The sequence below is a fragment of the Lachnoanaerobaculum gingivalis genome (assembly GCF_003862475.1).
Classification (GTDB): Bacteria; Bacillota; Clostridia; order Lachnospirales; family Lachnospiraceae; genus Lachnoanaerobaculum; species Lachnoanaerobaculum gingivalis.
In genome coordinates, this window is record NZ_RRCO01000001.1 from 387978 (window position 1) to 410419 (window position 22442).

20 protein-coding genes and 6 pseudogenes are annotated in these 22442 nt (G+C 32.0%); 1 reads left to right on the plus strand and 25 read right to left on the minus strand.

Features of this window, described 5'->3' with window-relative positions; translation table 11 throughout:
• Positions 1-31: 31 nt before the first annotated feature.
• The 22 genes and pseudogenes from EHV10_RS15605 to EHV10_RS01925 form a co-directional block, all read right to left on the minus strand.
• A pseudogene (locus tag EHV10_RS15605) lies at positions 32-880 on the minus strand (TAXI family TRAP transporter solute-binding subunit); the annotation flags it as partial.
• A gap of 223 nt (positions 881-1103) precedes the next feature.
• Complete coding sequence (locus EHV10_RS01830) at positions 1104-1820, minus strand: HEAT repeat domain-containing protein (protein WP_128673157.1); 717 nt, start codon at positions 1818-1820, stop codon at positions 1104-1106.
• A 137-nt stretch (positions 1821-1957) separates the two neighbouring features.
• On the minus strand, positions 1958-2245 hold the full coding sequence (locus EHV10_RS01835) for a Fic family protein (RefSeq protein WP_243116040.1): 288 nt from the start codon (positions 2243-2245) through the stop codon (positions 1958-1960).
• Between the two features lie 646 nt (positions 2246-2891).
• Complete coding sequence (locus EHV10_RS01840) at positions 2892-3218, minus strand: hypothetical protein (protein WP_128673158.1); 327 nt, start codon at positions 3216-3218, stop codon at positions 2892-2894.
• 81 nt (positions 3219-3299) lie between these two features.
• Positions 3300-3965: a CPBP family intramembrane glutamic endopeptidase gene (locus EHV10_RS01845; protein WP_128673159.1), complete on the minus strand. Its 666-nt coding sequence runs from the start codon at positions 3963-3965 to the stop codon at positions 3300-3302.
• A 76-nt stretch (positions 3966-4041) separates the two neighbouring features.
• On the minus strand, positions 4042-4182 hold the full coding sequence (locus EHV10_RS14680) for a hypothetical protein (RefSeq protein WP_207667115.1): 141 nt from the start codon (positions 4180-4182) through the stop codon (positions 4042-4044).
• Between the two features lie 186 nt (positions 4183-4368).
• Positions 4369-4560, minus strand: coding sequence for a DUF4368 domain-containing protein (locus EHV10_RS15490; protein ID WP_207667116.1), 192 nt, complete (start codon positions 4558-4560; stop codon positions 4369-4371).
• A gap of 4 nt (positions 4561-4564) precedes the next feature.
• Positions 4565-4927 (minus strand): annotated as a pseudogene (locus EHV10_RS15495) (recombinase family protein); the annotation flags it as partial.
• Positions 4928-5549: pseudogene (locus tag EHV10_RS15325) on the minus strand (radical SAM protein); the annotation flags it as partial.
• A 13-nt stretch (positions 5550-5562) separates the two neighbouring features.
• Positions 5563-6105, minus strand: a complete 543-nt coding sequence (locus tag EHV10_RS01860; RefSeq protein ID WP_128673160.1) for a ClbS/DfsB family four-helix bundle protein — start codon at positions 6103-6105, stop codon at positions 5563-5565.
• Between the two features lie 12 nt (positions 6106-6117).
• Positions 6118-6732: a GyrI-like domain-containing protein gene (locus EHV10_RS01865; protein WP_128673161.1), complete on the minus strand. Its 615-nt coding sequence runs from the start codon at positions 6730-6732 to the stop codon at positions 6118-6120.
• Positions 6733-6795: 63 nt separating this feature from the next.
• Positions 6796-6909 carry a WCX domain-containing protein gene (locus EHV10_RS15500; RefSeq protein ID WP_128673577.1) on the minus strand — a complete coding sequence of 38 codons (114 nt, stop codon included), beginning with the start codon at positions 6907-6909 and terminating at the stop codon, positions 6796-6798.
• Positions 6878-7216, minus strand: a pseudogene (locus EHV10_RS01875) (helix-turn-helix transcriptional regulator); the annotation flags it as partial. The gene EHV10_RS15500 and the pseudogene EHV10_RS01875, both read right to left, overlap by 32 nt.
• A gap of 343 nt (positions 7217-7559) precedes the next feature.
• Positions 7560-9314 (minus strand): IS1182 family transposase, encoded by a 1755-nt coding sequence (locus tag EHV10_RS01880; protein WP_128673162.1) that lies wholly within the window; start codon positions 9312-9314, stop codon positions 7560-7562.
• Positions 9315-9600: 286 nt separating this feature from the next.
• The gene (locus EHV10_RS14690) at positions 9601-9777 is read right to left on the minus strand and encodes a hypothetical protein (protein WP_207667117.1); all 177 of its coding nucleotides are present in this window, start codon (positions 9775-9777) and stop codon (positions 9601-9603) included.
• 42 nt (positions 9778-9819) lie between these two features.
• The gene (locus EHV10_RS01890; protein WP_128673163.1) at positions 9820-10281 is read right to left on the minus strand and encodes a flavodoxin; all 462 of its coding nucleotides are present in this window, start codon (positions 10279-10281) and stop codon (positions 9820-9822) included.
• A 36-nt stretch (positions 10282-10317) separates the two neighbouring features.
• Positions 10318-11160, minus strand: a complete 843-nt coding sequence (locus EHV10_RS01895; protein ID WP_128673164.1) for an AraC family transcriptional regulator — start codon at positions 11158-11160, stop codon at positions 10318-10320.
• Positions 11161-11422: 262 nt separating this feature from the next.
• The gene (locus EHV10_RS01900; RefSeq protein ID WP_128673165.1) at positions 11423-12295 is read right to left on the minus strand and encodes a ketopantoate reductase family protein; all 873 of its coding nucleotides are present in this window, start codon (positions 12293-12295) and stop codon (positions 11423-11425) included.
• 618 nt (positions 12296-12913) lie between these two features.
• A complete protein-coding gene (locus EHV10_RS01910) occupies positions 12914-14581 on the minus strand; it encodes a recombinase family protein (RefSeq protein WP_330508385.1) in 1668 nt (555 codons plus the stop codon).
• 37 nt (positions 14582-14618) lie between these two features.
• A complete protein-coding gene (locus tag EHV10_RS14610; RefSeq protein ID WP_009219925.1) occupies positions 14619-14777 on the minus strand; it encodes a hypothetical protein in 159 nt (52 codons plus the stop codon).
• Between the two features lie 560 nt (positions 14778-15337).
• Entirely contained in the window at positions 15338-15736 is a 399-nt protein-coding gene (locus EHV10_RS01915) for a sigma-70 RNA polymerase sigma factor region 4 domain-containing protein (RefSeq protein ID WP_040457782.1), read from the minus strand.
• 794 nt (positions 15737-16530) lie between these two features.
• A pseudogene (locus tag EHV10_RS01925) lies at positions 16531-17148 on the minus strand (transposase); the annotation flags it as partial.
• 12 nt (positions 17149-17160) lie between these two features.
• Between EHV10_RS01925 and EHV10_RS15330 the strand changes: the two are divergent.
• Positions 17161-17406: pseudogene (locus EHV10_RS15330) on the plus strand (IS1634 family transposase); the annotation flags it as partial.
• A 158-nt stretch (positions 17407-17564) separates the two neighbouring features.
• Here EHV10_RS15330 and EHV10_RS01935 read toward each other — a convergent pair.
• From EHV10_RS01935 to EHV10_RS01945, 3 genes are read right to left on the minus strand one after another with little or no spacing between them, the layout of a single operon-like run.
• On the minus strand, positions 17565-19307 hold the full coding sequence (locus EHV10_RS01935; RefSeq protein ID WP_128673167.1) for an ABC transporter ATP-binding protein: 1743 nt from the start codon (positions 19305-19307) through the stop codon (positions 17565-17567).
• On the minus strand, positions 19304-21022 hold the full coding sequence (locus tag EHV10_RS01940) for an ABC transporter ATP-binding protein (protein WP_128673168.1): 1719 nt from the start codon (positions 21020-21022) through the stop codon (positions 19304-19306). Before EHV10_RS01940 ends, EHV10_RS01935 begins: the two co-directional genes overlap by 4 nt.
• Positions 21019-22440, minus strand: a complete 1422-nt coding sequence (locus EHV10_RS01945) for an ABC transporter ATP-binding protein (RefSeq protein WP_128673580.1) — start codon at positions 22438-22440, stop codon at positions 21019-21021. Before EHV10_RS01945 ends, EHV10_RS01940 begins: the two co-directional genes overlap by 4 nt.
• Positions 22441-22442: the final 2 nt, after the last annotated feature.

The window sequence follows — 22442 nt, forward strand, 5'->3', positions numbered from 1 at the left end:
TGTGGAAAGGTACCACAATACTGTTTAAAGTTGCTTCATCAAAAAAATTTACAGTATTACCTGATATCTTATTGAAGCTGTCTTGATGTGCTTTTATAAGATTTAATACAGTTTCAATATTTCTTGAACTCATATTGTTGTTTGCCACAAGCACAGCCATTACTCCAACTGTGGTAATATCCTTATTTATACCCTTATACGTACCTTTTTTAATTGTAGTAACGCTATATCCGTTATAGCTGTCCTGTAGAAATCTTATTGCTCTGTCATCCAATGAAAGAATATCAATAGGTACATTTGAATCGGCTAAATCCGAAATTGCCTTTGTAGGTGCCGACGCCGTTACAAAGAATGCATCTATCTCGCCGTTTTTTAAGGCATTTGCTGCATCTTCAAACGACAGATATCTCACATCAATATCATCTACAGTCATACCATAGGCTCTCAGGATATTCTTTGCATTTTTCAAAACACCTGAGCCCTCTTCACCTACCGAAACTCTAAGTCCTGCCAAATCCTCCACAGAATTCAATTTCAGCTTTTTATTTACGACTATTTGATAGCTCTCTGTATAAAGCCCTGCAACAGCCTTAGTTATTTTTAAAGGATTCCCCTCAAACTCACCTTTTCCGTTGTAGGCATCTGTAAGAGTATCATTTTGAACTATTGCCATACCGACGATATTGTTTTCAAGCAATCTGAGATTTGCCGCAGAACCGGCACTCATCTGTATGCTCATATCAATATCACTTTCCTGCTCGGCTACCTCCTTTAAGGCATTTCCATATGCAAAATATGTACCGCCTGTCCCGCCTGTTCCGATATGAATATTATTGTTTTCACTTTGCTTTGCACAGCCTGAAACCAACAGTGCAAACATCAATATAATAAATACAAAACTTAAATTCTTTCTTATACCTTTAATACGCTATACCTCCTTAACTGAATAATAAAAGGGTAGCAAATTATGCTCCCCTTTAAGTCTACGCCACCTTTTGACGTGAAGTATTATACAGAAAATCGGGCTGTTCGTCAAATTGATTTGAAAATATTTAATGACACATATCTACAAACATAAATATTAATCAAAGATATTTTTCTTCCTACTTATTCAAAAATCTTACCGCCGATTTTCTTGCCTTTTCTATTTTCTCAGCATCCACATCTTCTACAGCCGATGAGCTTATCCATTTCTTTCCAAATAAAATCTGAGCGGACTCTATCATAATACCGCAGGCATATAAATCGGTCTCCGATGCAATAGCAGAAGCAAAATATGCCTTCGTCTTTTCCTGAAGCAACTTTTTACCAACTCCATGAAACGACATTTGCATAAGGCTTGATGCTGACCATGCCCTGCAAAGACTGTCTTTATCCTCCGAAATTTTCTTTGTAAAAATATCGATTTCATTTGAAGATCCTATCCATCCAAGAGATATAATAATCTTTTGTCGAAGTATAGCATCTTTTGTCTCTATAAGTGAGGTCATAACCGGAATAAGCTTATTACAAAATTCTACGTAAAAATCTCTATGTCTTAGTTTTGAAAGAGTTTCTGCCATAAGGTATGCTATAAATACTTTTAAATTTTCATTATCTTCATTATCCAAAACTTCAAACAGAAACTCTAAACCTTTTTTATCATGTTTATAAAAACTGCCGGACAGATTTAAGTTAGTACCTTCATCTCGGTCTGTGCAGATTAATTGATAATGATATTCTATCTCTTCGCTTGCTCCCAAATCTGCAATAAATTTTATTCTTTCGCTGTCGGGGAAGTTTTGTTTTTTTAGTTCTTCATATCTTTTTTTAAAATCCATTATAGTACTCCATGCTATTATTATTTAGTATATCTTATTATAGAGCTTTTATGATATAATATTATCATGTAATTCCTTTAAAGCACGTTCCATCGTCCTTTGCAATATATCAGGATAGAATATCATAATATCTTTTTTTAAAGCGGATCTAATGACTTTTGAACAACAGATAATGCTCTTTCATGTAATGTCAATTTCTCATTTCCTATTAAGTTAAATCTGTCATCACATTCTTTATACGCTTTTAATAAAACTCCCAGCATATATCTTATAAATGGAATTTCATCATTTTCTCCTGTATGCCACTTTTCATTTGATCTTTGTAAATCTTCATAATAGGACTCTTTACTTTCTTCAATCAGCATCTCTATACTTATATATCTTCCAACAAAGTAACCTAACTTATAAAGTAAAAGTAATGTCAATACATCACCTCTTTTTCTCGCCATTATAGCATATTTGGCTATGAAAAAGAAATAATGGCGAGAAAAATATCGTCATCATTTGGATTTTGGCTTAGAAAAATATGATCGGCAAGATAATAAAATATACTCGATTTAAGATTTTCAGTCACTTCCCAATATTATAATAAAAGAATCAAAATAAATTCACTCTATTCACGATACATTTTTTAATATATTCAAACACAATACTCGGCGATCTGATAAAGTCCTCCTTTGGTTTTCTTATTTTTTCCTTACCGGAATCATAAACACGTATATAAGAATCATCATTATAAACTGATATGTAATCATCAATCTTTACGAATAATTCCTTAGCATTATCCTGAACTTTTAAATTATCTTGAATTCTACGTAATTCATATACTAATCTGTAATCTGCCTCTGACCTGATATTAAATAGTTCAAAAGTTGATTTGCTATTATGTAGTAGGAATGAATTGCTATATCTTGGACGGTACACCCAATCTCTCTCAATTTCTTCAGTATGATAATACTCATGTATCTTGCTATATGTGTACTTAGCTTGACGCTTACTTTTAAGCAATAAAAAAGGAAGCATCGGCCATTTGCTTTACCTTCCTCTTTTTATAACTCACTTTTAAAAAATTTATTTTTTTACTAAGCGAACTGAACAACTGTATATTAAAGACAGCAGTACTGTAATCAATATACGAATTATAATATGAGGCAATTGTAAATTTCCAACTATATAACCGGTAAAAATTACCAATGGAATCATTAACACTAAGGAAAGATATACAAGCCATGGTAAGTTCGTGACTGTAGCCGAAATCAACAAAATAGCTCCGATAAAATATAGCACGTGAATGCTTTGAAAACCTGTCTCTTTCATTTCCGCAATCACTGCAATAATAGTCAGAATTGCATACAATGCGATAAATGCTCTAGAAAAAATATTAAGTACAATTTTCAATTTTCTTCCTCCTTTTGAATAAAATTATAAGCAAAACTTTTATATCTTAACAATTCGATTGTAATTAAACTAAGTTATTTGTTATGATTTATATATAGGTAACATTATCATCATATATGAAATTGAATTATATCCTATATGAGCAAGGATACAAGAAAATATAGAATCAGTATAAAAATAAAGCAAACCTAAAATTATGCCACATATAAATGAAGGTACTATTTGAGCGATATTAAAATGAAGTATTGAAAAAAGTGTGGCAGATATAAGTAGGGCAACAATTTTCCCATAGTTTGTGGAAAGACCATCAAGCAAGAATCCTCTCATTAAAACTTCCTCAAAAATAGGTGCAAAGATACAAAAATCGAGAAAACTGACAATCGGCGATATCTTTATTAAACGTATAATTTGTTGATAGTTTTCTTTACTTGATGGAAATAAATCTTCAAATATGGGATCTAATCCCTTATCTAAAAGGAAATAAAATAATACAGAACACCCTAACGCTAATGTTATTCCTATAAAGGAAATATTTGAAAACAATTGTATTTTGAAATTTGTTTTTGTCATAAGTAAATTAAGAAATATCGCCATACATAGAACAACAGTGATTAAGTTTAAAACTCTACTTTGTTCAGGTGCAATCTTCCTCCATATTGAAATATCAAGAATTGTATACAGAACCATAAAACCAAACCAAATAAGTACCCAGAGAACGCCTTTTCCAATAGATATTCTATTACTCATATAATCACTTCTCCTAGTATCAAACAAAAATAAAATTCTGATTTCATATTCATTCACTATCCTTTTTGTCATACAATCAACTTACTCGCAAGTTGGCAATTCTTTCAATGGCGTAATTAGGAACTTTAGTAATAACTTCTTCTTTTTCATATTCGATTTTCAAATCCAGTCTAAGTACGCCCATTACATTAAACTGATGCTCTATTAAACAGTTCAATAGTTCCAATTGCTTTTAATGAAACCTTATCAATGATAACCCAACGAACGAACCATTTTGTCTGATATTTTATCACTATAAACTTCAAGTAAATCATCTACATCAGCTTTATCTACAAATCGAAGTGAAAATTAGTCCTCCCAGCTAATATATCTTACCTTAAATCTGTTATATATTATAACATTTTTAAGTCATTTTTTCTATATCAACTTTATGTGGAACTTGACAGTTACCTATAAAATTAAAGTACACATCAACTTGTTGTTTTCTGTATTTTCCTTGTCTTCCCCCTATTGCTTCATGGACTACTACTTTTTCTATATACTCATTTATCGTTGGTACTGTCAGTTCCTCAATAACGATATATTTTTCTATCATTTCTATAAATGTGTTTTACGACCTTTGCGCTCTCTTTATCGACAAGTAGCTCCTGTTTGTTCTTTGGTTTTCTAAAATAGCCGTATGTAACGCTTGGCGATACTCTTTTGCCCTCTTCCATTCTTGCTCTAAAGATGGATTGTATTTTTCTTGAGGTAATCTCTGCCAAACCTACTCATATCTTTAACTATCACAGTAGATACTTTGTTTTCTTCTACTGCTTTTATAATATTTTGAAATCCCTCCCTATCAAAGGTTGTTCCGCTTACTCCGTCATCGGTATAGTGATAGATATTTACAAGGCTATTTCTTCATAGCTTTCAAGCAGTTGATTTCGATTGGTAATGGAATTGCTTTTTCCTTGCATTTCATTATCATGAACGATACCGTTCTTCTCACAGAATTCATGAAACAAACTCATTAGCTTTTTATTGTTTATGTTGTTCGCTACATAATTGTTTTCATATTATCTGATGTATCTTTCTTTCAGCTTTGGAAATTTTTCATCCAACTGCAAATAATAATATTCTCTATTTCCCTCTCTGAGTGTAAGTCCCATTCCAAAGCATATTATTCCAAACACTTTTGCTTCCTTGCAATAATTTAAAATACCAATTATATTTTCCTCCGTATCGTTAATACATGGCAGTATCGGAGTTAGCAAAACAACTGTTGGTATTCCCTCATCACGCAATATTTTTAAAGCTTCAACCCTTTCTTTTGTTGTTGAAACATTAGGCTCTATTTTTTCACAAAGTTCTTCATCATAAGTTGTTAATGTCATTTGAATTATACATTTTTCGCTTTCGTTTTAGGCTCTCTTCCAAAAGACTGATTCCATTTTCTTTTACTTCTACATCTTCAAATTTATGATTCATCTGATAGCATTTACTTCTTGAGTAGCAATAAATACAGTCATAAGTGCAACCTCTAAACAAATTCATTCCATTTTTTGAAGAAAGTATTCCTTTTGCTTTTGTAAAATGCACTTTACTACCCCAATTATTTTGACTTACAGTTTTTCTGATGAGCCTTTAGCTTTTTCATTGCCCAATCATAATGACTTGCAGTCGCACTCACAAAATAGGAACCCAGCGTACTCCCTCCAACCCATTTATATACACCTTTTGAAAAAAGTTCTTCGTTTGTAAAGGTTTCAGCCAACTGTAAAACATCGCTATGGGATTTATGAAACATTTTAGTTGCATTTTCAAGAGAAGTATTTTGATGTTTTTTCCAAAACTCCACATTCATATCACCATAAGTTTTCCAGTTATATGGTTCAGGCAAAAATGGTTTTTCTTCGCCCTTTTGATTGGAATGTACCCAATTCAAAATAAGCTGATGCCATTCATAGAGATGTATTAAAACATCTCTTAGATTTTTATCTCTTTTCCAATGGGCTTCTTTTTTCTTTTCCTCTTTTGAAAAATCAAATGGTGTATTTAACTCTTCCTCAGTCATCTTTGAAATAAGTAAATCTAACTTTTCATAGTTTTCTTTAGCAGCAATCATTAAATCCTTTTTTGTCGTCGGTCTTGACATAACAAATTCCTCCTATTTCACTGAATATCTTAATATAGTTTTTTGTTTTTCTTCTGATGTCCTGTTTTTATTACTTAGGTATATTTCTTTATGAAAACCACCTATTCTTGTAAGATCAAGTTTTCTTGCAAATTCATTCATCAGTTCAAATGATTTTGGCTCATCATCATAACTTCCAACATGCAAAATATGGATAGATTTACCCTCTTCTATTTCTCTAAAACTTATCTCATCATACAATGCGTTGGGCTTTTTCTTTTTTATATTCTCAAGTGCCTTTGTGAATATCTCTTGTGTAATAAAATCAGGTTGCCTAATCATCAATGTGTATTCCAATTTGTTTTTATCAAGCTCTTCTTCATTTACTTTTTTCCAAAAGCCTTCTAATGGATATACCGTAAAATCTGTAATCTCGTTATCAGTTTTATTTTTCATTACATTTTTAAACAACATTTTAATGGCATAGGCAAGAGAATATAATGCGGATATTCTGTCTGAGAAATCCACTTCATTCGGATTTCCTCTACCTTTTAGCAAAATAAATTTTTGCTTTGGCACTTCTACAATGATAGGTGTTTGCTTTACACCATAAAGATCTTTTTCTTGTTTTCTCCATTCATATTTCATTATCCGGTCCTCCCTTTACATTTGGTTAATTTTATTATACAAGAATGTACTTGACACCATTTGTCAAGTTATATATTTTTCTGCCATTTTATTTATCATTTCTTTAATCTGCCTCCGTATCTCTTTCGGCTCTAATACTTCTGCCCCATCTCCGAAAGAAAAAATATAAGAGTGCAGAAAGTTTTGTCAGAACTTTATTTTCATATTGTTTTGTTGCATTATCCAAGCCTTGAATAGCTAACATAATTTGCTGTTTCTCATTTTCAGAAAGCAGTGATTTACTAAGAACAAAATCTTTGTCAATTTCTATTCCACCGCCCTTTCCCTGCAACGCATAGATAGGAATACCGGCACTGCTGATGGAGTCAATATCTCTATAAATTGTTCTGACCGATACTTCAAATTTATCTGCAAGTTCACTTGCTGTAACTTTTCCTTTTTCTAAAATATAATATAGTATCCTAAATAGCCTATTATCTTTCATTTTTTAATATCTCCTACATTTATTATACTACAATAACTTGACATCTATTGTCATCTTGTAAGATGTTTTTTCAAATCATGACAATACTACTCATATCTCTTATTTATATTTATAAAATTAATCAAATTCCACTTCTCACAAAGCTCTCTCATGTAATTTTTTCTAATAAAGGGGCTGTCGGGAAATACTGAATTTTAATCCCTACAGAACTAAATAGAAATATCCTGACAAATACAAGGCATTTTGGCTTTGTGACTTTGTCAGGATATTTTGTTTTTCTATTATACTGTCTATTTTTGGGCATAAAAACCCCTTGGCTGAAATTTTACTTTTGCATTTTTTACTATGCTGTTTTCTCCTGTGCTTTCCCTTCAAATTTCTTTAGTTTTGCGTAGAGAAAACGATGATATTTATTTATATTTCTTCCTATTGCAAAAAGCATAAATTCTTTATATACCTTATCTGAAGAACGATAGTTAAAGCGTCGGAAATCTTCATTTTCTTTAATATCTCCAAAATGACCTTCTGTTTGAATAGAGCGTGTCTGTCGTTTCAGAATACCTTTTTCACTCTGTATGTTAGCATGTGACTTCTCTCGAAGCTCTTCCCATACTTCATTGATCTTCATCACTTTGTTCTTATCAACATCTTTATCAGGATTATATTTGTATAAGCATTTAGACTTATGTTCACATCCACTACAGTCTGAACATCCATATACTTCATATGTTTGTGTATAACCATTCTGTTCTTTCTTTTCAGTGTTGATATGTCTCAGTTCACGACCGTCATGACAGATATAGACTTGTTCATCCTCAAATACCATTGTCTTCATGTTGTAGTATTTACCTATATCTTTACTGTATGCTCTTGTTTTTCTTTTCTCATGATCCTGCAGTTTTATATAACTGTCTATCTTATTTTCTTTTAGATATAAGAGATTTTTCTCACTACAATAACCGCTGTCTGCTGTCACTTCTTCAAGTACTTCTCCAAATGCTTCCTTATGCTTTTCAAGGACCGGAATTAATGTATTATAATCTGTACGATCATTACTTACATAACTATGTACAATAAAATAATTCTCTACTGCTATCTGTACATTGTATGCCGGCTTTAGCTGCCCATTCAGCATATGATCTTCCTTCATTCGCATAAAGGTTGCTTCCAAATCAGTTTTGGAATAGCTGTTTCTATCTTTCCCCATAATCTCAAAGCATTCTTTATAGTGCATTAATCGCTGTCCACAATGTTCAAGTTCTTCATAGAGTTGTTGAAGTTTTGGCTTTCTCTTGCCCTTTCCGTTAACAAATACAATACCTTCTCCGTCAGCAATAGTCATAAGATTTTTCTGAAGCTTAAGTATTTCAATAGGCGAGCAGTTATCAATCTCTATAATACGGTTATTGGATAACTTTTTATGTTTTGTAATCTTTCTTTTTCTGTTCTTTTCAATAATATCTCTAACTCTATCAATCCCGTCAATCACAAACATTTGTGCATTTCCAAGCTCGTACTTTTCGCCAAATCCATTATCTTTTATAAAAGAATTATAGCTTGAATAAAGCTTATCAATAGAATCTAGAAGACCTGCAAGATGATAATTAATGCTTCCACGCCATACAAAAGTATAACGATTAGCATTAGCTTCTATTTTCGTTCCATCAATAAACAATTCTTTTAATGTTACAAATCCTTCTTTTTGTAATCGTCTCATAAACTGATAGTTTAAGTCATCCAGGATATCTGAAGTAAGTTTCTTACTTTTAAAATCATAAAAAGCATCTCTTTTAGGCTTCCTCCCTTGAGTAAGCCAGATAAAAGCAATATCTCTTTCACATAAATCCACAATACGATCAATAGAGCGTATTCCTCGCATATTTGCATAAGTAATAACTGCATACATCATGATCGGGTTGTACCCTGTTCTTCCCTTGTCCGAACAATTGGCTAACAGTCCGGAAAAATCTAAATCCTCCATAACTTTTTTTAGGGTATAGACTGGATCGTCATTGGGTAAACTCAATTCATATAAGCTAAAGTTGATTTTCTGTTGACCTATTTCAAAAAAGTCGTTATAATAATTAACTGTGAGCATAGTTACATTATAACATGTAACGGAGAAAGATGGTTGTCGTTAGCCATCTTTTTTTATGTAAAAATTTAGGGAGGAGTGACTCATCATGAGTTACTCCTCCCTCTTTTATGGCTGTCATTTCCCGACAGCCCCCATATCTTCAGTATTTAGTTTTGCTCAATAGGAAAACGTAAGTTATTAAATTTCCTTTGCTTTTGCGTAGCGTTCTTTTCCCCACCAATTAGGCATCAATTATATTAAGAGCTGCCACCCTTTCTGCACATAGATTCAGTACTCCACTACAACTCTAAATGCAAAGTTCAACAAAGATTTCTCCATTCTCTGCTTCCGGAGCACATACCACATGGTAAGCATATACAAAGGGAGAAGTGTCTTCGGAATGATACTGCTCCTTTGCCTTTTCATACATTTTTTTCCAAAGCCCCTTCTGTTGCAGCAGTGTTGCCCTTTTTTCATCATACATATATAAAACCTGTACTTTGCTTTCCGCAATGCAAACCGGTATTTACACATTATTTTTCAACCATGTTTGTAGTTCATCAAAACTGTAATCGCCTTTTAATGCTATTCCATCTTTAATTATTGAATTTTTACATTCCTTTTTATAATCTTCAATCATTCTCCCAAAACCGCCTCCACCATGCGTACAAAACGGAATGATTGTCTTTCCGCTCAGATCAACCTTTCTTAAAAACGATAACACGGGTGGGGCAAAAGTCTTGAGCCAATTTGGAGAACCGATAAAAATCACTTCAACATTTTCAATATCTTCCACTCCTTGAATAAGAGTAGGACAGTATCCTTTTTCTATTTCTTCTCTTACTTCTTTTACAGCTGTATTATATGAAAATGAATAGGGCTTTTGTGGCTTCAGTTCTCTCAAATCTCCATCAGTAATCAAGGCAATATCTTCCGCTAATCTTCTTGTTATTCCCGAGTATGAATAATATACAATTAAATGATGCAAGAAATCACCTCCCTTTTTATAATTATATAATTTAAATCAAGCTTTTGTTATTGGAATCCAAAGTTCCATTTTGTAATCTTTGCTATACATATCACCCTTGTAATAATATTCAAAGTCAGGGCTTCCTGAATGTATATAACCATGTTCTGGAAAGAATACTTCCATAACATATTTCCATCCTTTATGTATACAATCAGGAACTTCTCCATTAAGCTCCACAATGGCGTACTCTGCTTCATTAACTTCCAAAACATATAGCCCCATGTTTTTTGCCCTATCTACATCTGTAATAATGTAGCCTGCAATATAATTGATAGTACCGGGACTTTCTACATCATAACAAACACCTACAGTTTGTCCTCTTCCCAGACTTGCAAGCTCATCATGGCTATATTTTTCGTATAGCTTATCCCAGACACTCGAACATAATGATGAATTAATGTTTTGTTCATTTACACCTGCGACTATAAATGCTTTTTTCTTTTGAATTGTAATATTCATGCTTCTTCCTCCTTTTACACTTAGTGCCAACTGCACTCGTGAAACTAATTTAAACGGTTTTCCATTTCTTACCTCGGAAGGAGTAAATCCATGAAAATTCTTGAATGCAGTCCCAAATGAATCAGATGATTCATATCCGAATTTGAATGCAATATCAATTATCTTTTTATCCGTATCTCTTAATATAATCGCAGCTTCCGTCAGTCTTCTACTCCTTAAATATTCTGAGAGTGTTGTTTCCGTTAGAATAGAAAACAAACGACTGAACATAGAGTAAGAATATCCCGATAACATATTTACTTTCTTTTCATCAATTCCATCATCAAGAACCGTTTCAAGGTAATCAATCGTATTGTTAAACGATTTTATGATATTCACTTCTTTTTTCTCCTATCTCTTGGTTTATCTTAGTATATAGGAATATGCATTTTCCCACCCTACAATATTCGTACAGAATTTATAGATTTAATTCGATTGAATTTTTTGTAAAAGCTTATCCTATATGTTTTCATGAAAGCTCGGATATCCTTATATGTATGTGCCATTGCTCCTGAAACTCTGAGCCCGGTTTATTGGACCAATGACATAAAAGTTCAATATTGTTTTTATTGATAAGGTGTTTTTTCCACTGTAAGATAAATCATCCCAACACATACCCATAAAACTCCCTATGCAGCCTTATCATCTCATCCCTTGCCTTCATCGAATGCCGGTACATAAATTTATCTCCGAAACTGCTTTCAAATAAAAATCTTAGCGCAAAAGCCAATATCTTGACAGGTACTGCTATAAAGACATTAAGTTTCCAAGGTGAAATCTCTCCCAAATCTTTTTTCAAAAAGATATAATTCCTTTTTAATCTTTTTGCGGTTCTATGCATTATATCTTTTTCAAGTCCTACATTTTTTGCACATCTTGCTTCATAATATGCATCTGCAATAGGTATTACCATTGCCAAATGACAAAGTTGCCATTTATGCATATCTCTTGTTTCCTGATAGGGGATTTTTGATTTTTTAAATATTTGGGCAAGATATTTGCTTCTTTTGGTCTTTACACCTGTGATTTCTCCAAATGTTGTTGACTGTATAAATCTTGGAGTAAGTGAAGCATCCAATATATCATCCGTGATGCTGCCCCCTGCTCCCGGAAATGCCGGAATTATCCTGCCCTTACCTGCTATTTTCTCAAGTTCTTTATAGTCAAAGAAGTTGTTTACCATAGTAACTATACATTTACTTTTATTTGTTCTTAGTTCCCTCAATGCTTTTTTTAGCTGATTGTTTCTGACTGTCAGAAAAATAAAATCATAAATATCAGTATATGAAAGCTTTGAACATAGCTTAACTCTCGCCTTTTTGATCCTTTTATTTTCTAAATATAGCAGCCCATTTTCTCTTAGCTTTTCCAATCTGTAACCTCTTGCATAGATACTGACATCATAGCCTGCATTGGAAAATAGTACCGCATATAATGAACCTATTACACCTGCCCCATATATTAATATTCTCATATTGCTTTGACGTCCTCTCCTCCATAAAATATCTGATTCATATGCCATATAATTACTGTTATTCATAGCTCTTTAATTTAAAAATATTTTACCACTAATCTTGCTTGAATAAAATCTAATAAATGGTAAACCAACGTTAGAATGAAATTGTTATAGATCTTGGACTTTCCAAAGGTAATAAGCCGGATATTATTAAAAGATTGCTATATACTTTGTCTTTATCTGTTTACCCTAAACAGTATATAAATATACTGCAAATTGAAATTAATAACATATTTTTATCTACATAAAAAGGGGATGTCGGGAAATAACAGCCGTAAAATGGGTGGCATAACTCAAAATGAATCATACCACCCTAAGTTTTCACACAAAAAAGATGGCTAACGGTAACCATCTTTCTCCGTTACATGTTATAATGTAACTATGCTTACAGTTACTTATTATAACGACTTTTTTTGAAATAGGGCAACAAAAATCAACTTTAGCTTCTATGAATATAAACCGTAGCTTCAAGGATTTAGTCCTAATCGAGAGATAAGAAAGGGGCCTCACACTAATCACTTAGTGCGACAGCCCCTAAAAATTATATTTCTATATATATTTATTACTTTCTCTCAGCTATAGCTGCCTGTGCTGCTGTGTCATATCAGAGGAAAGTTCTGTTTGGGTTACTGTATAATTGTTTGTTCTTCCGTCCACTTGCATCTTTAACTCGTCATCTGGAGTTAAATTCAATTTCCATATAAATCCATCTTGGCATACGATAATTTCCTTTATAAATGCATCAATAACTTCTTCCGGAATATGTCTCGTTGAAAAATTAAAATTCTGTTCTAAGCCATATTTAAGAATTTCAACTTTGTCCATATATATGTCATCTGATAAACCGGTTTCTCCACCTATTATTTCTAACTGCTTTTTCAGATGTTGCTGTTCTTTAAGAATTTGTTCACGCTTTTCGTCGTACCTGTCTTTTTCAATTTCTCCAGCCATTCGCATGTCTAAAAGATTGTTATACTTTCGATTCCATAGTTCCATTTTATCTTCTAAATCACGCTTACGATCTAACACCTCGTTATCATGTTCGTTTTCATAGCAATTGTCCAGCATTTCGTTCGCAATTGCAAGGACTCCTTCTCTATCATTCCAAAATTTTTGAAATATTATATCAGCCATAACTTCTAATTTCCATCTTGGAACCATTTTAGTTACACAAATCCCTTCAGTACTAAGTCCTTTTCTCTCACGAGTTTTAAATGATCCTGTCCTTATCTGGCTATAACATTGGTATGCATATTGAGGTCCTTCGGACGATTTGTGCCATGTAACACGATTGTAGGAACTACCACATTCACATTTCATTTTACGACACCAAACATCTTTGGAGATTTTTTTTCCTCTACAGCCTTTATTATGCACATACTCTGACTTGCTACTAAGTATTTGCTGAACTTTTTCAAACTGTTCTTTTGTAACAATTGGGGTATGTCTACCTTCAACAATGACTTTATCAACCTCACCAAAATTATTTATTTTTTTCTGTTCTAAAAAATCCGGAACAAATTGCTTACGATAAACTATTGTACCACAATAAAAGGAGTTCCTTAATATTCTGCTGATATTCCCAGGTTGCCATTTTGTAAGTCCTGTAGCTGTTAAATGTCCTTCTTTTTCCAGTACAAATTGAATTTTTCTAACACCATTTCCATCTAAGTATAAATCAAAAATTCTACGCACCGTTCTTGCTTGCAATTCATTAACCACATACTCTTTACCAATTCTGTCATACCCTAGTATATTACCGTTTCCATATAGAACACCATTTTTAAATGAAATCATTTGTCCTGCTTTTACTCTGACGGATGTTTTCTTACTTTCATTTTGTGCAAGTGTCGCCATAATTGTCAGTCTTAATTCACCATCTTCATCATTCATTGTCCATATGTTATCTTCTGTAAAATATACTTCTACACCTTCTCGCCTTAATATACGAGTTTGCTGTAGTGTATCAACTGTATTTCTTGCAAACCTAGATACCTCTCTTGTTACAATAAGATCAAATTTATTTTTTGATGCATCTTGCATCATTCTCATAAAATTTTTTCTCTTTTTAACAGAAGTACCTGTTATTCCTTCATCTATATAGCGATCATATAGTTCCCACTCAGGATGTTTTTCAAATAAATCATCATAATACTGAATTTGATTACCCAATGCAGAAATTTGAGCCTCATGCTCAGTCGATACTCTCGCATATATAGCCACTACTCTTTTCTTTACCATCATTTCATCTTTTTTGTACTCCTCGTTTTGTTATTTTATATTAACATAATTTACTCTCTTTGGCAATCAATACCTTTCCATACTTTTGTAAGATTTTTCGATAAACCTTTTCTGATATTTCTCTTTTTCTGTATAAATATCTCATCAATGCTAAAGCTATAATTGTATTAATCTGTAATTTTGTTATATCGCTTTTCATAAATCTCCTTGTATTTATATTATAAGTATGTTTACCCTGATTTTTAAAATTCAAATGTCTTTAAGTTTTCTGACATTAACAGGTGTCTTGGCAGACAACATAGGAATTTCACCTCCGCCTCTTTTCAAGATGAGCCGGCTTTCACTAAAGAAGTATCATTATCCCCATTTACATCATCGCAAATAGGCTGCCACGCCTATTTTTTGTCTTACAAATTTGTCGCTCACTTTCTTCTATCCTTTATATTTGCAAATATGTGTTTAAACCGAGGTTACCGGAGGGTACATGGTTATCCCCTCAAATCCTAATCTTCTCAGCAGAAAGGTCTTAGCGTTTGTTGACAGATGCTCCATAAATGGTTAATGTCCTGTTTTGGTCTATTTAGCTTTCAAGGTACAAGATTCTTATATTTTCAAAAATATATTCAATTTTCCAAAGGTAAAATTTCCCCCTCTATATATAAACCTTACGTTCAGATGCTTTTGTTTCCACTTTTTTTATTTTTTTTTTAAATATAGGGAACAAACTGCAAATCCGGTCTGTTCCCTACTCATTAGTCGCTATTTAAGCATCTCTCTTAGCTTTTTTAAAATCTTATTTCTAAAGCTAAAAATCTTCTTAGAAGATACCTGTTGCTCTTTTGCTAAATCACGGATGGTCATTTTTTTAAAATACAAAGAATCTATTACCTTTAGCTCTTCATCATTTAGCTTTCGCAGTGCCTGATATAGATCCTTGATTCTCATTTTAGTTTCAATGATTTTTTCAATATCCACATCTTCATCTACAACAGAATTCAAATCAATCTTGTAATCCTCATACCCGTAAACCTTATGTTTTTTATCTGATTTATTTAAATAAGCCTCATGATTGACTTGCTTCTTATATGCTTTATATATTTCATCGGATACATATATCTTTTCACCTTTTACATAGATATATTTTCTATCATCTGTCATTTGTGAAATCCTCCTTTTTATCCAAAATTTCAAATCCGATTTTTTGAACAAAAAAAGGAGGACTCCTGCATTTTGGCATGCGAAATCCTCTATGAAATATAAAATATGGTTTAGATATATGTAATTTAAACACCGGAATAAAACTTATAACAGCAAACTTCTTCTATCCTTAAATTAGACATATCCGATTTCCTTTTAGTGCTAAAATGTCCTAATATCAAAATAGTTCCATCAATATTTATCTATCCAAGCCCTATAATATAATTATACAATATTTAATTGATTTATGTGAATAGTCCCCGAAGATAGATCTAACTGTCCGGCTTATTTTCCCATTAAGCACGAAGTGAATTTCTCTTTATTTTTCCTTTGACTTATCTCCTTCTCATAACTTAACTTCACAGCACGCAACACTAATTTACAGTACCTATGAGACTTATGCATGACTGTCTTTTAATTTATGGAAGAGGATTGCCCCATTAGAGTTCACCTCCTTCAGTTCTTAGACAAATATATCCCATTTCACCTATATACCATCTAAACACATAAAAAATTTGAATATCTAAAAATCTTAATAAACAAAAACACCTAGAAAGTCCCCATACTTTCCAAGTGCTTTTCTAAACTTTGGTTCTTTGTCAAATGTTGGGGTGGGTTGATTTTTTCAACCCACTCTTTTTGTGATTTTTCATAGTTTTATATTACTAATATAAGGGATTTGCTATACATATAGTGATCTGATATTTTTTTGCACAACAAATAAACCTCGTCCCCAGTTCTTTTTAAGCCATTGCCATTAAAATTCTATTCCTAAAGTATTTAAAGTTTCGTACGCCATAAGATATTCTTTTAAGTACTTTTATCTTATTATTAAAGCCTTCTGTTGGTCAATTTGAGATATGTCTGTATTTAAGACCATTTAAGATATACGAATAGTTGTTTCTGAATGCTGTTATTGCCGCTTTAAATTCTTTAATACCGGAACTTTCTACCTCAAGTAGCCATTCTCTTAATAATTGTCTTTGCTTAGAATAAGAGTTCTCTTCAAGTATATTAACAAATAACTCTTTAATAAAATGTGCCTTTCGTAGATCTTCTGAGTATTCTAACATTAATTCAAGGGCAGATTTGCTATCATTAGGTAGTTTTGATTTTCTCTTAGTAATTAAGCTCTTACTACGTTTGTAATACTTCCTAAGGGGAGCAGCCATGTTCTTTTGAATTCTCTTTCTAACGTTTTCAAGAGCCCAGTATACTTGCCTTATGAAGTAATATCTATCAATAACGATCTTAGCATTAGGAAAATACACCTTAGCCATATCTATGAACGTTTTATTCATATCACAAGAGAAATATTTAACTTTCATGCGTCTAGACTTATTAAGTGATTTAAAATATTCAACCAGACAAGTACTTTTTCTTGATTTTTAGCCTTGATTATTTACAGATATCTTGAAAAATTTTTATACCACAAGTATACATGTGAAGAGATTCTAAAGACCTTAAAGGATTTTAATTTTGCATATGTGAAAGAGCAAGGTTTTATACCGTTATATAAAAGAACGGAGCTTACAGATAAGCTACATGAGATTTGTCATTTTAATACAGATTTTGAATTTATAACAAAGAGTCAAATGAGAACAATTAAAAAACAAAGTAAGGGAAAATAAAATACTATTTTTTTAGTTTCAAAACGAAATGTAAATACCCTCCAAAGCCAAACATGGGGTTTGAAGGGTGTTTTATATTTCAAAACTGTCAAAGACGGGATTATTTATAACAGAATATAAGGTATTATATTATAAGGCGCTTACACATCTACAAAAAATTATGCATTCATTTTAAACCCCCATTTTTCCGACATCATTTTTGCATTTACAAGATTTCTATAAAGTCCGCCTTTGTTCATTAACTCATCATGCGTGCCTCTTTGTTCAATTTTCCCTTTATTTAAAACCAATATCTGCTCTGCATTTCTAATTGTCTTTAATCTATGGGCAATCATAATAACTGTTTTATTTTCTGTCAGGCTCTCAATAGCAAGTCTTAGTTTATCTTCATTTTCAGGATCAATATTTGCTGTAGCTTCATCAAAAATTATAATAGGTGCATTTTTCAATATTGCTCTTGCAATAGATATTCTCTGTTTTTCTCCGCCTGAGAGACTTGCACCGCCTTCACCTACAATTGTTTTGTATCCATTTGGAAGTTTACTAATAAACTCATGACACTGTGCTTTCTTTGATGCAGCAATTACAGCTTCTAAATTCACATCTGGTTGTCCAAACTTAATATTATTTTCTATAGTATCTTCAAATAAATACACTTTTTGAAACACCATTGAAATATTTGACATTAAATCATTGATTGTGTAATTTTTAATACTTTTATTGCCAATTAGAATTTGACCTTCATCAACATCCCAAAATCTTGCAATCAAATTACAAATGCTAGTTTTTCCTGAACCACTAGGTCCGACTATGGCTGTCATTTCCTTTTCTTTAATCAAACAGTTAATGTCCTCTAATACTTTTTTACCATCATAAGAAAAATTGACATGCTTAATCTCAATATTATGATTTAACATAATAGAGCTAACATCTGCCTCATTCATATTTGGCATTTGAGTAACATATTCATATGAATCAATGGCATTTTCTGCAATTCGCAAAATAGCCATATTAGACCCTGCTCCAATTAATCCATCAAATATCGTAAAACTTGCTATCATTAGCATCACTGCATCTGTAATTATCAAATTACCAGAAATATTAAATCTAATACTTACAAATAGCATTGCAACTATTGTTAAACCTATTACAATTCTTTGAACCACAGTATAAGGAATAATCATCTTCTCAAGTGCCAATGTAGTCTTATAGCTATTATCTATTGCATCATTTAAATTTTCATTATTTTCTCCTCCTAAGTTATATGATTTGATAACTTGCATTCCTTGAATAGTAGATAGTACATTCTTAGTTAAACATGTTTGAATATTAGCCATATCCGCAGCATTTTTTCTTGAACGTTTTTCCATTAAAGACGTAACCATCAAAAAAACTGTCATACCTACTAATGCTGTTAGACCTATGTGGATATTAATTAGAAATATAACTAAAACAAACACACAAGTATTTAAAAAGCCGCCTAGAACATTGACAAGCAATACTGGAATCCAAGATTCAATTTGAGTGAGGTTTGTGGTTGCTAAACTAGTCAGTTTACCTAAACTAAAACTATTAAAAAATCCCATAGGAACTTTTTTTATTTTTTCACCCAATTCAATTCTTTTATCAGCTGCCATAAAATAGCCTGCATGAGTTTGTTTCATTTGAGAAATGTTTTGTGTTACAATTTTTCCCAATAAACTAATCATTAATATCACAAATGCTATGATAATATTTTTTGTTGAAATCTGGCTAATAAACAAGTATTCTAACATATAATAAATTGCCACAAATTGAAAAGAGTTAAATATAGCATGAAAAAATGCTGCAATTATAGACTTTTTTAAATTACCTTTTTCCTCCCCGGAGAAAAGCCAAATTTTTCTAAATACATTTATCATGCTCTCCCCTCCTTATTTGATGCTTTCCACATAGATTGATACATTTCAGAGTTCATAAGTAGTTCTTCATGGGTTCCACTATCTTCGATTCTTCCTTTATTAACAATAAATATTTTATCAACATCTTTAATAGTATTCAGTCTGTGAGCAATAATAATTAATGTCTTTCCTTTTACCAATTTTGAAATCGCTCTCTGAATAATAACTTCATTCTCAGGATCTATATATGATGTTGCCTCATCTAAAATAATGATAGGCGAATCTTTAAGCATGGCTCTAGCAATAGATATTCTCTGTTTTTCTCCGCCTGATAAATGTCCGCCACCTTCCCCAATAACAGTATCATATCCATTTGGAAGGTCTTTTATAAATTCATCACATCCTGCCTTAATTGCAATTTGCTCAACCTCACTATCTGTTGCATTGGGGTTTGCAATCCTAATATTGTCTTTTATAGAAAGATCAAAAAGAAAATTATCTTGTGATACATAGGATATTAACTGAGAAAGTTGGCTTAATGGGATTGTATTTATATTTATGTCCCCAATTTTAATACAACCACTTTCAACATTCCAAAATCCAGCTAAAAGCTTTGCTATGGTTGATTTTCCACTTCCGGATTCTCCCACTAGAGCATTGACTGTTCCTTCTTCAAATTTTAAATCCAAATGATTGATTATTTTCTTATCTTCGTCATATGAAAAGTTTACATCTTTGTATTCAATATCATAATGCTCAATTTTTTGATTGCTTATGCCTTGTTTTAAGGATTTTGAATTTAATACCTTTTCCACTTCACCTGATATAGTACTAATTCTAGCTAAATCATCTGTATAGTTTAGAGCTTTAAGCAAATTAGAAACTGTAGCAAAAGACAATACAACGATACTTATAAGTGTATCAATTTCTATACTTCCATTTTTATAAAAAATCATTCCAAACGGTATGACCGTTAATATTCCCATTGGTGACAGAAGTCTACCAACAGAAATTCTATTCATACATCTGCCCATCCAATCATAATAAAACTGTGCATTATCTCTAACAACATCACTATATTTTTTATAGGAAGATGTGCCTTGATTAAATGCTTTAATAACTTCTATCCCTCCGATATACTCTACCAAAGCATTGTTCATTTTTTGTCCTAACAAAACAGATTCTTTATAGCTTTTCATGTACTCTTTATTCATTACAGACTTCATGACGCCCATTCCAATAATAAATGGTAGTAGCGACAATATACCTAGACGCCAATCCAATATAAGCATATATACAATAAGCAACATTGGTCCGATTATATTTGCTGTCATTTCAGGTAATATATGAGATAATGTAGTTTCCATACTGTCAACTTTATCCACAATAATGTCTTTAAAGGTACCAGAGCTAACGCTTGTAATATCCCCTAAAGGCATTTCAAATAATTTCTCTGAAATTTCCTTTCTGATCTCTCTTAATGACCGAAAAGTCGCAGTATGAGAAATAGTTGTTGATATACCTGCCGATATTTCTTTTATTAAAAATAACCCAACTATTATCAATAATTGCTTCAAATAGAAGCTCCAATCTGAATTATTGCTAATTAACTCAGCAATAATTCTTGCAAGAAATATATACGATATTAGACTGGCTAATACACCTAAAATTGCGAACAGTATAGAAAAGGAAAATTGGCTTAAATTTATTCTTACATATTTTTTAATTATGCTCATATTATATTCCTCCCCTCTTTTACTTGCTCTCCTTCTTCTAAGTAAATAAATTTATTGCTAGTTGCTTCAGCTAAAAGCAAATCATGTGTAATAATGATGACTATTTTCCCTTTCTCAGCAAGGAGTTTTACCCACCTTATAATTGCACACAGCCCATCTCCATCCATTCCACTTGTCGGTTCATCTAATATATAAATATCAGCCTCTGAACAATAGGCAGCTGCCAATGTAACTCTCTGTTTTTCTCCACCTGACAAAGAAGCTGGATGCCTATCTTTTAGTTCCATTAACTTAAAAGTATTTAAACTTTCTATCAGTTTTTCTTTTACTTTTTCTGTTACTTTCTTACCAAATGCTATTTCACCTGAAACAGAATCTGAATACAATTGATAATCTGCATCTTGCATAACAAAATAACAAAATTTATTTCTTAAATTGCAATTTGATATCTTCCCTTTATATTTTATCGTTCCTGTTTTTTCCCTAAGAAGTCCGCTGATAACTCTACATAATGTAGTTTTTCCTGCACCATTATTACCTAACAGCGAAACAACTTCTCCTTTATATAATTTTAAATTTATGTTATCAATTCCTGAATTTGTCTTTTTATAGCGAAATGAAAGCGATCGAATGTCTAAAAGCGGCTCCTTATCATTTTCGATATCATTATTTGCTTTTTTTTCTACTGTTTTAGGTCTTAATCCAAGACTTAATAATTTTTCATCGCTAAGATTTTCAAATTCTTTTCTTGTCCAAATTTCATCTAACTTGCCTTTATTTATATATAAAAACCTATCCGCTACTTCCTTGAATGAGTCAAGCCTATGCTCACTTATGACAACAGATATTCCTTTGTCTTTAATTTTTTTTATTATTTCTATCAATACTTTAGACCCTTGAATGTCTAAATTAGATGTTGGTTCATCCAATATCAAAACTTTTGGTTGCAATATCAAAGAAGATGCAATTGCAACTTTTTGCTTTTGACCGCTAGATAGTTCATCAATATTTCTTGAAAGCAGATCTCTAATTCCAATAAATTCCGAAACTTCATAGAGCATTTCCTTTATTTTATTCGGTGAAGCTCCAATGTTTTCCGCTGCGAAACAAATCTCATCTTGAACTGTATTCATAAAAAATTGACTTCTTGGGTCTTGGAAAACAACACCAAATAACTTTGCACGCTCTTCTGATTCCAATCCAGCAGGAACTAGTTTATCCACTTCAACTTTTCCTTGTAAAATTCCCTCATAAAAAACAGGAGCTAAGCCACTCACTGTACGTAAAATCGTACTCTTTCCTGAACCCGACTTCCCACAAAGAATGGTACATTCTCCCGGTTTTATCAAAAAACTAATATCCTTTATGGATGAATCACCTTCCTTATAAGAAAAATATACTTTTTGAAATTCTATCATCA

Bases quoted from the DNA above. Each gene is read 5' to 3' on its own strand.
- EHV10_RS01830 (WP_128673157.1), bottom strand. From the start codon at position 1,820: ATGGATTTTAAAAAAAGATATGAAGAACTAAAAAAACAAAACTTCCCC.
- EHV10_RS01845 (WP_128673159.1), bottom strand. From the start codon at position 3,965: ATGAGTAATAGAATATCTATTGGAAAAGGCGTTCTCTGGGTACTTATT.
- EHV10_RS15490 (WP_207667116.1), bottom strand. From the start codon at position 4,560: ATGATAGAAAAATATATCGTTATTGAGGAACTGACAGTACCAACGATA.
- EHV10_RS01860 (WP_128673160.1), bottom strand. From the start codon at position 6,105: ATGTCAAGACCGACGACAAAAAAGGATTTAATGATTGCTGCTAAAGAA.
- EHV10_RS01865 (WP_128673161.1), bottom strand. From the start codon at position 6,732: ATGAAATATGAATGGAGAAAACAAGAAAAAGATCTTTATGGTGTAAAG.
- EHV10_RS01880 (WP_128673162.1), bottom strand. From the start codon at position 9,314: ATGCTCACAGTTAATTATTATAACGACTTTTTTGAAATAGGTCAACAG.
- EHV10_RS14690 (WP_207667117.1), bottom strand. From the start codon at position 9,777: ATGTATGATGAAAAAAGGGCAACACTGCTGCAACAGAAGGGGCTTTGG.
- EHV10_RS01900 (WP_128673165.1), bottom strand. From the start codon at position 12,295: ATGAGAATATTAATATATGGGGCAGGTGTAATAGGTTCATTATATGCG.
- EHV10_RS01910 (WP_330508385.1), bottom strand. From the start codon at position 14,581: ATGATGGTAAAGAAAAGAGTAGTGGCTATATATGCGAGAGTATCGACT.
- EHV10_RS14610 (WP_009219925.1), bottom strand. From the start codon at position 14,777: ATGAAAAGCGATATAACAAAATTACAGATTAATACAATTATAGCTTTA.
- EHV10_RS01915 (WP_040457782.1), bottom strand. From the start codon at position 15,736: ATGACAGATGATAGAAAATATATCTATGTAAAAGGTGAAAAGATATAT.
- EHV10_RS01935 (WP_128673167.1), bottom strand. From the start codon at position 19,307: ATGATAAATGTATTTAGAAAAATTTGGCTTTTCTCCGGGGAGGAAAAA.
- EHV10_RS01940 (WP_128673168.1), bottom strand. From the start codon at position 21,022: ATGAGCATAATTAAAAAATATGTAAGAATAAATTTAAGCCAATTTTCC.
- EHV10_RS01945 (WP_128673580.1), bottom strand. From the start codon at position 22,440: ATGATAGAATTTCAAAAAGTATATTTTTCTTATAAGGAAGGTGATTCA.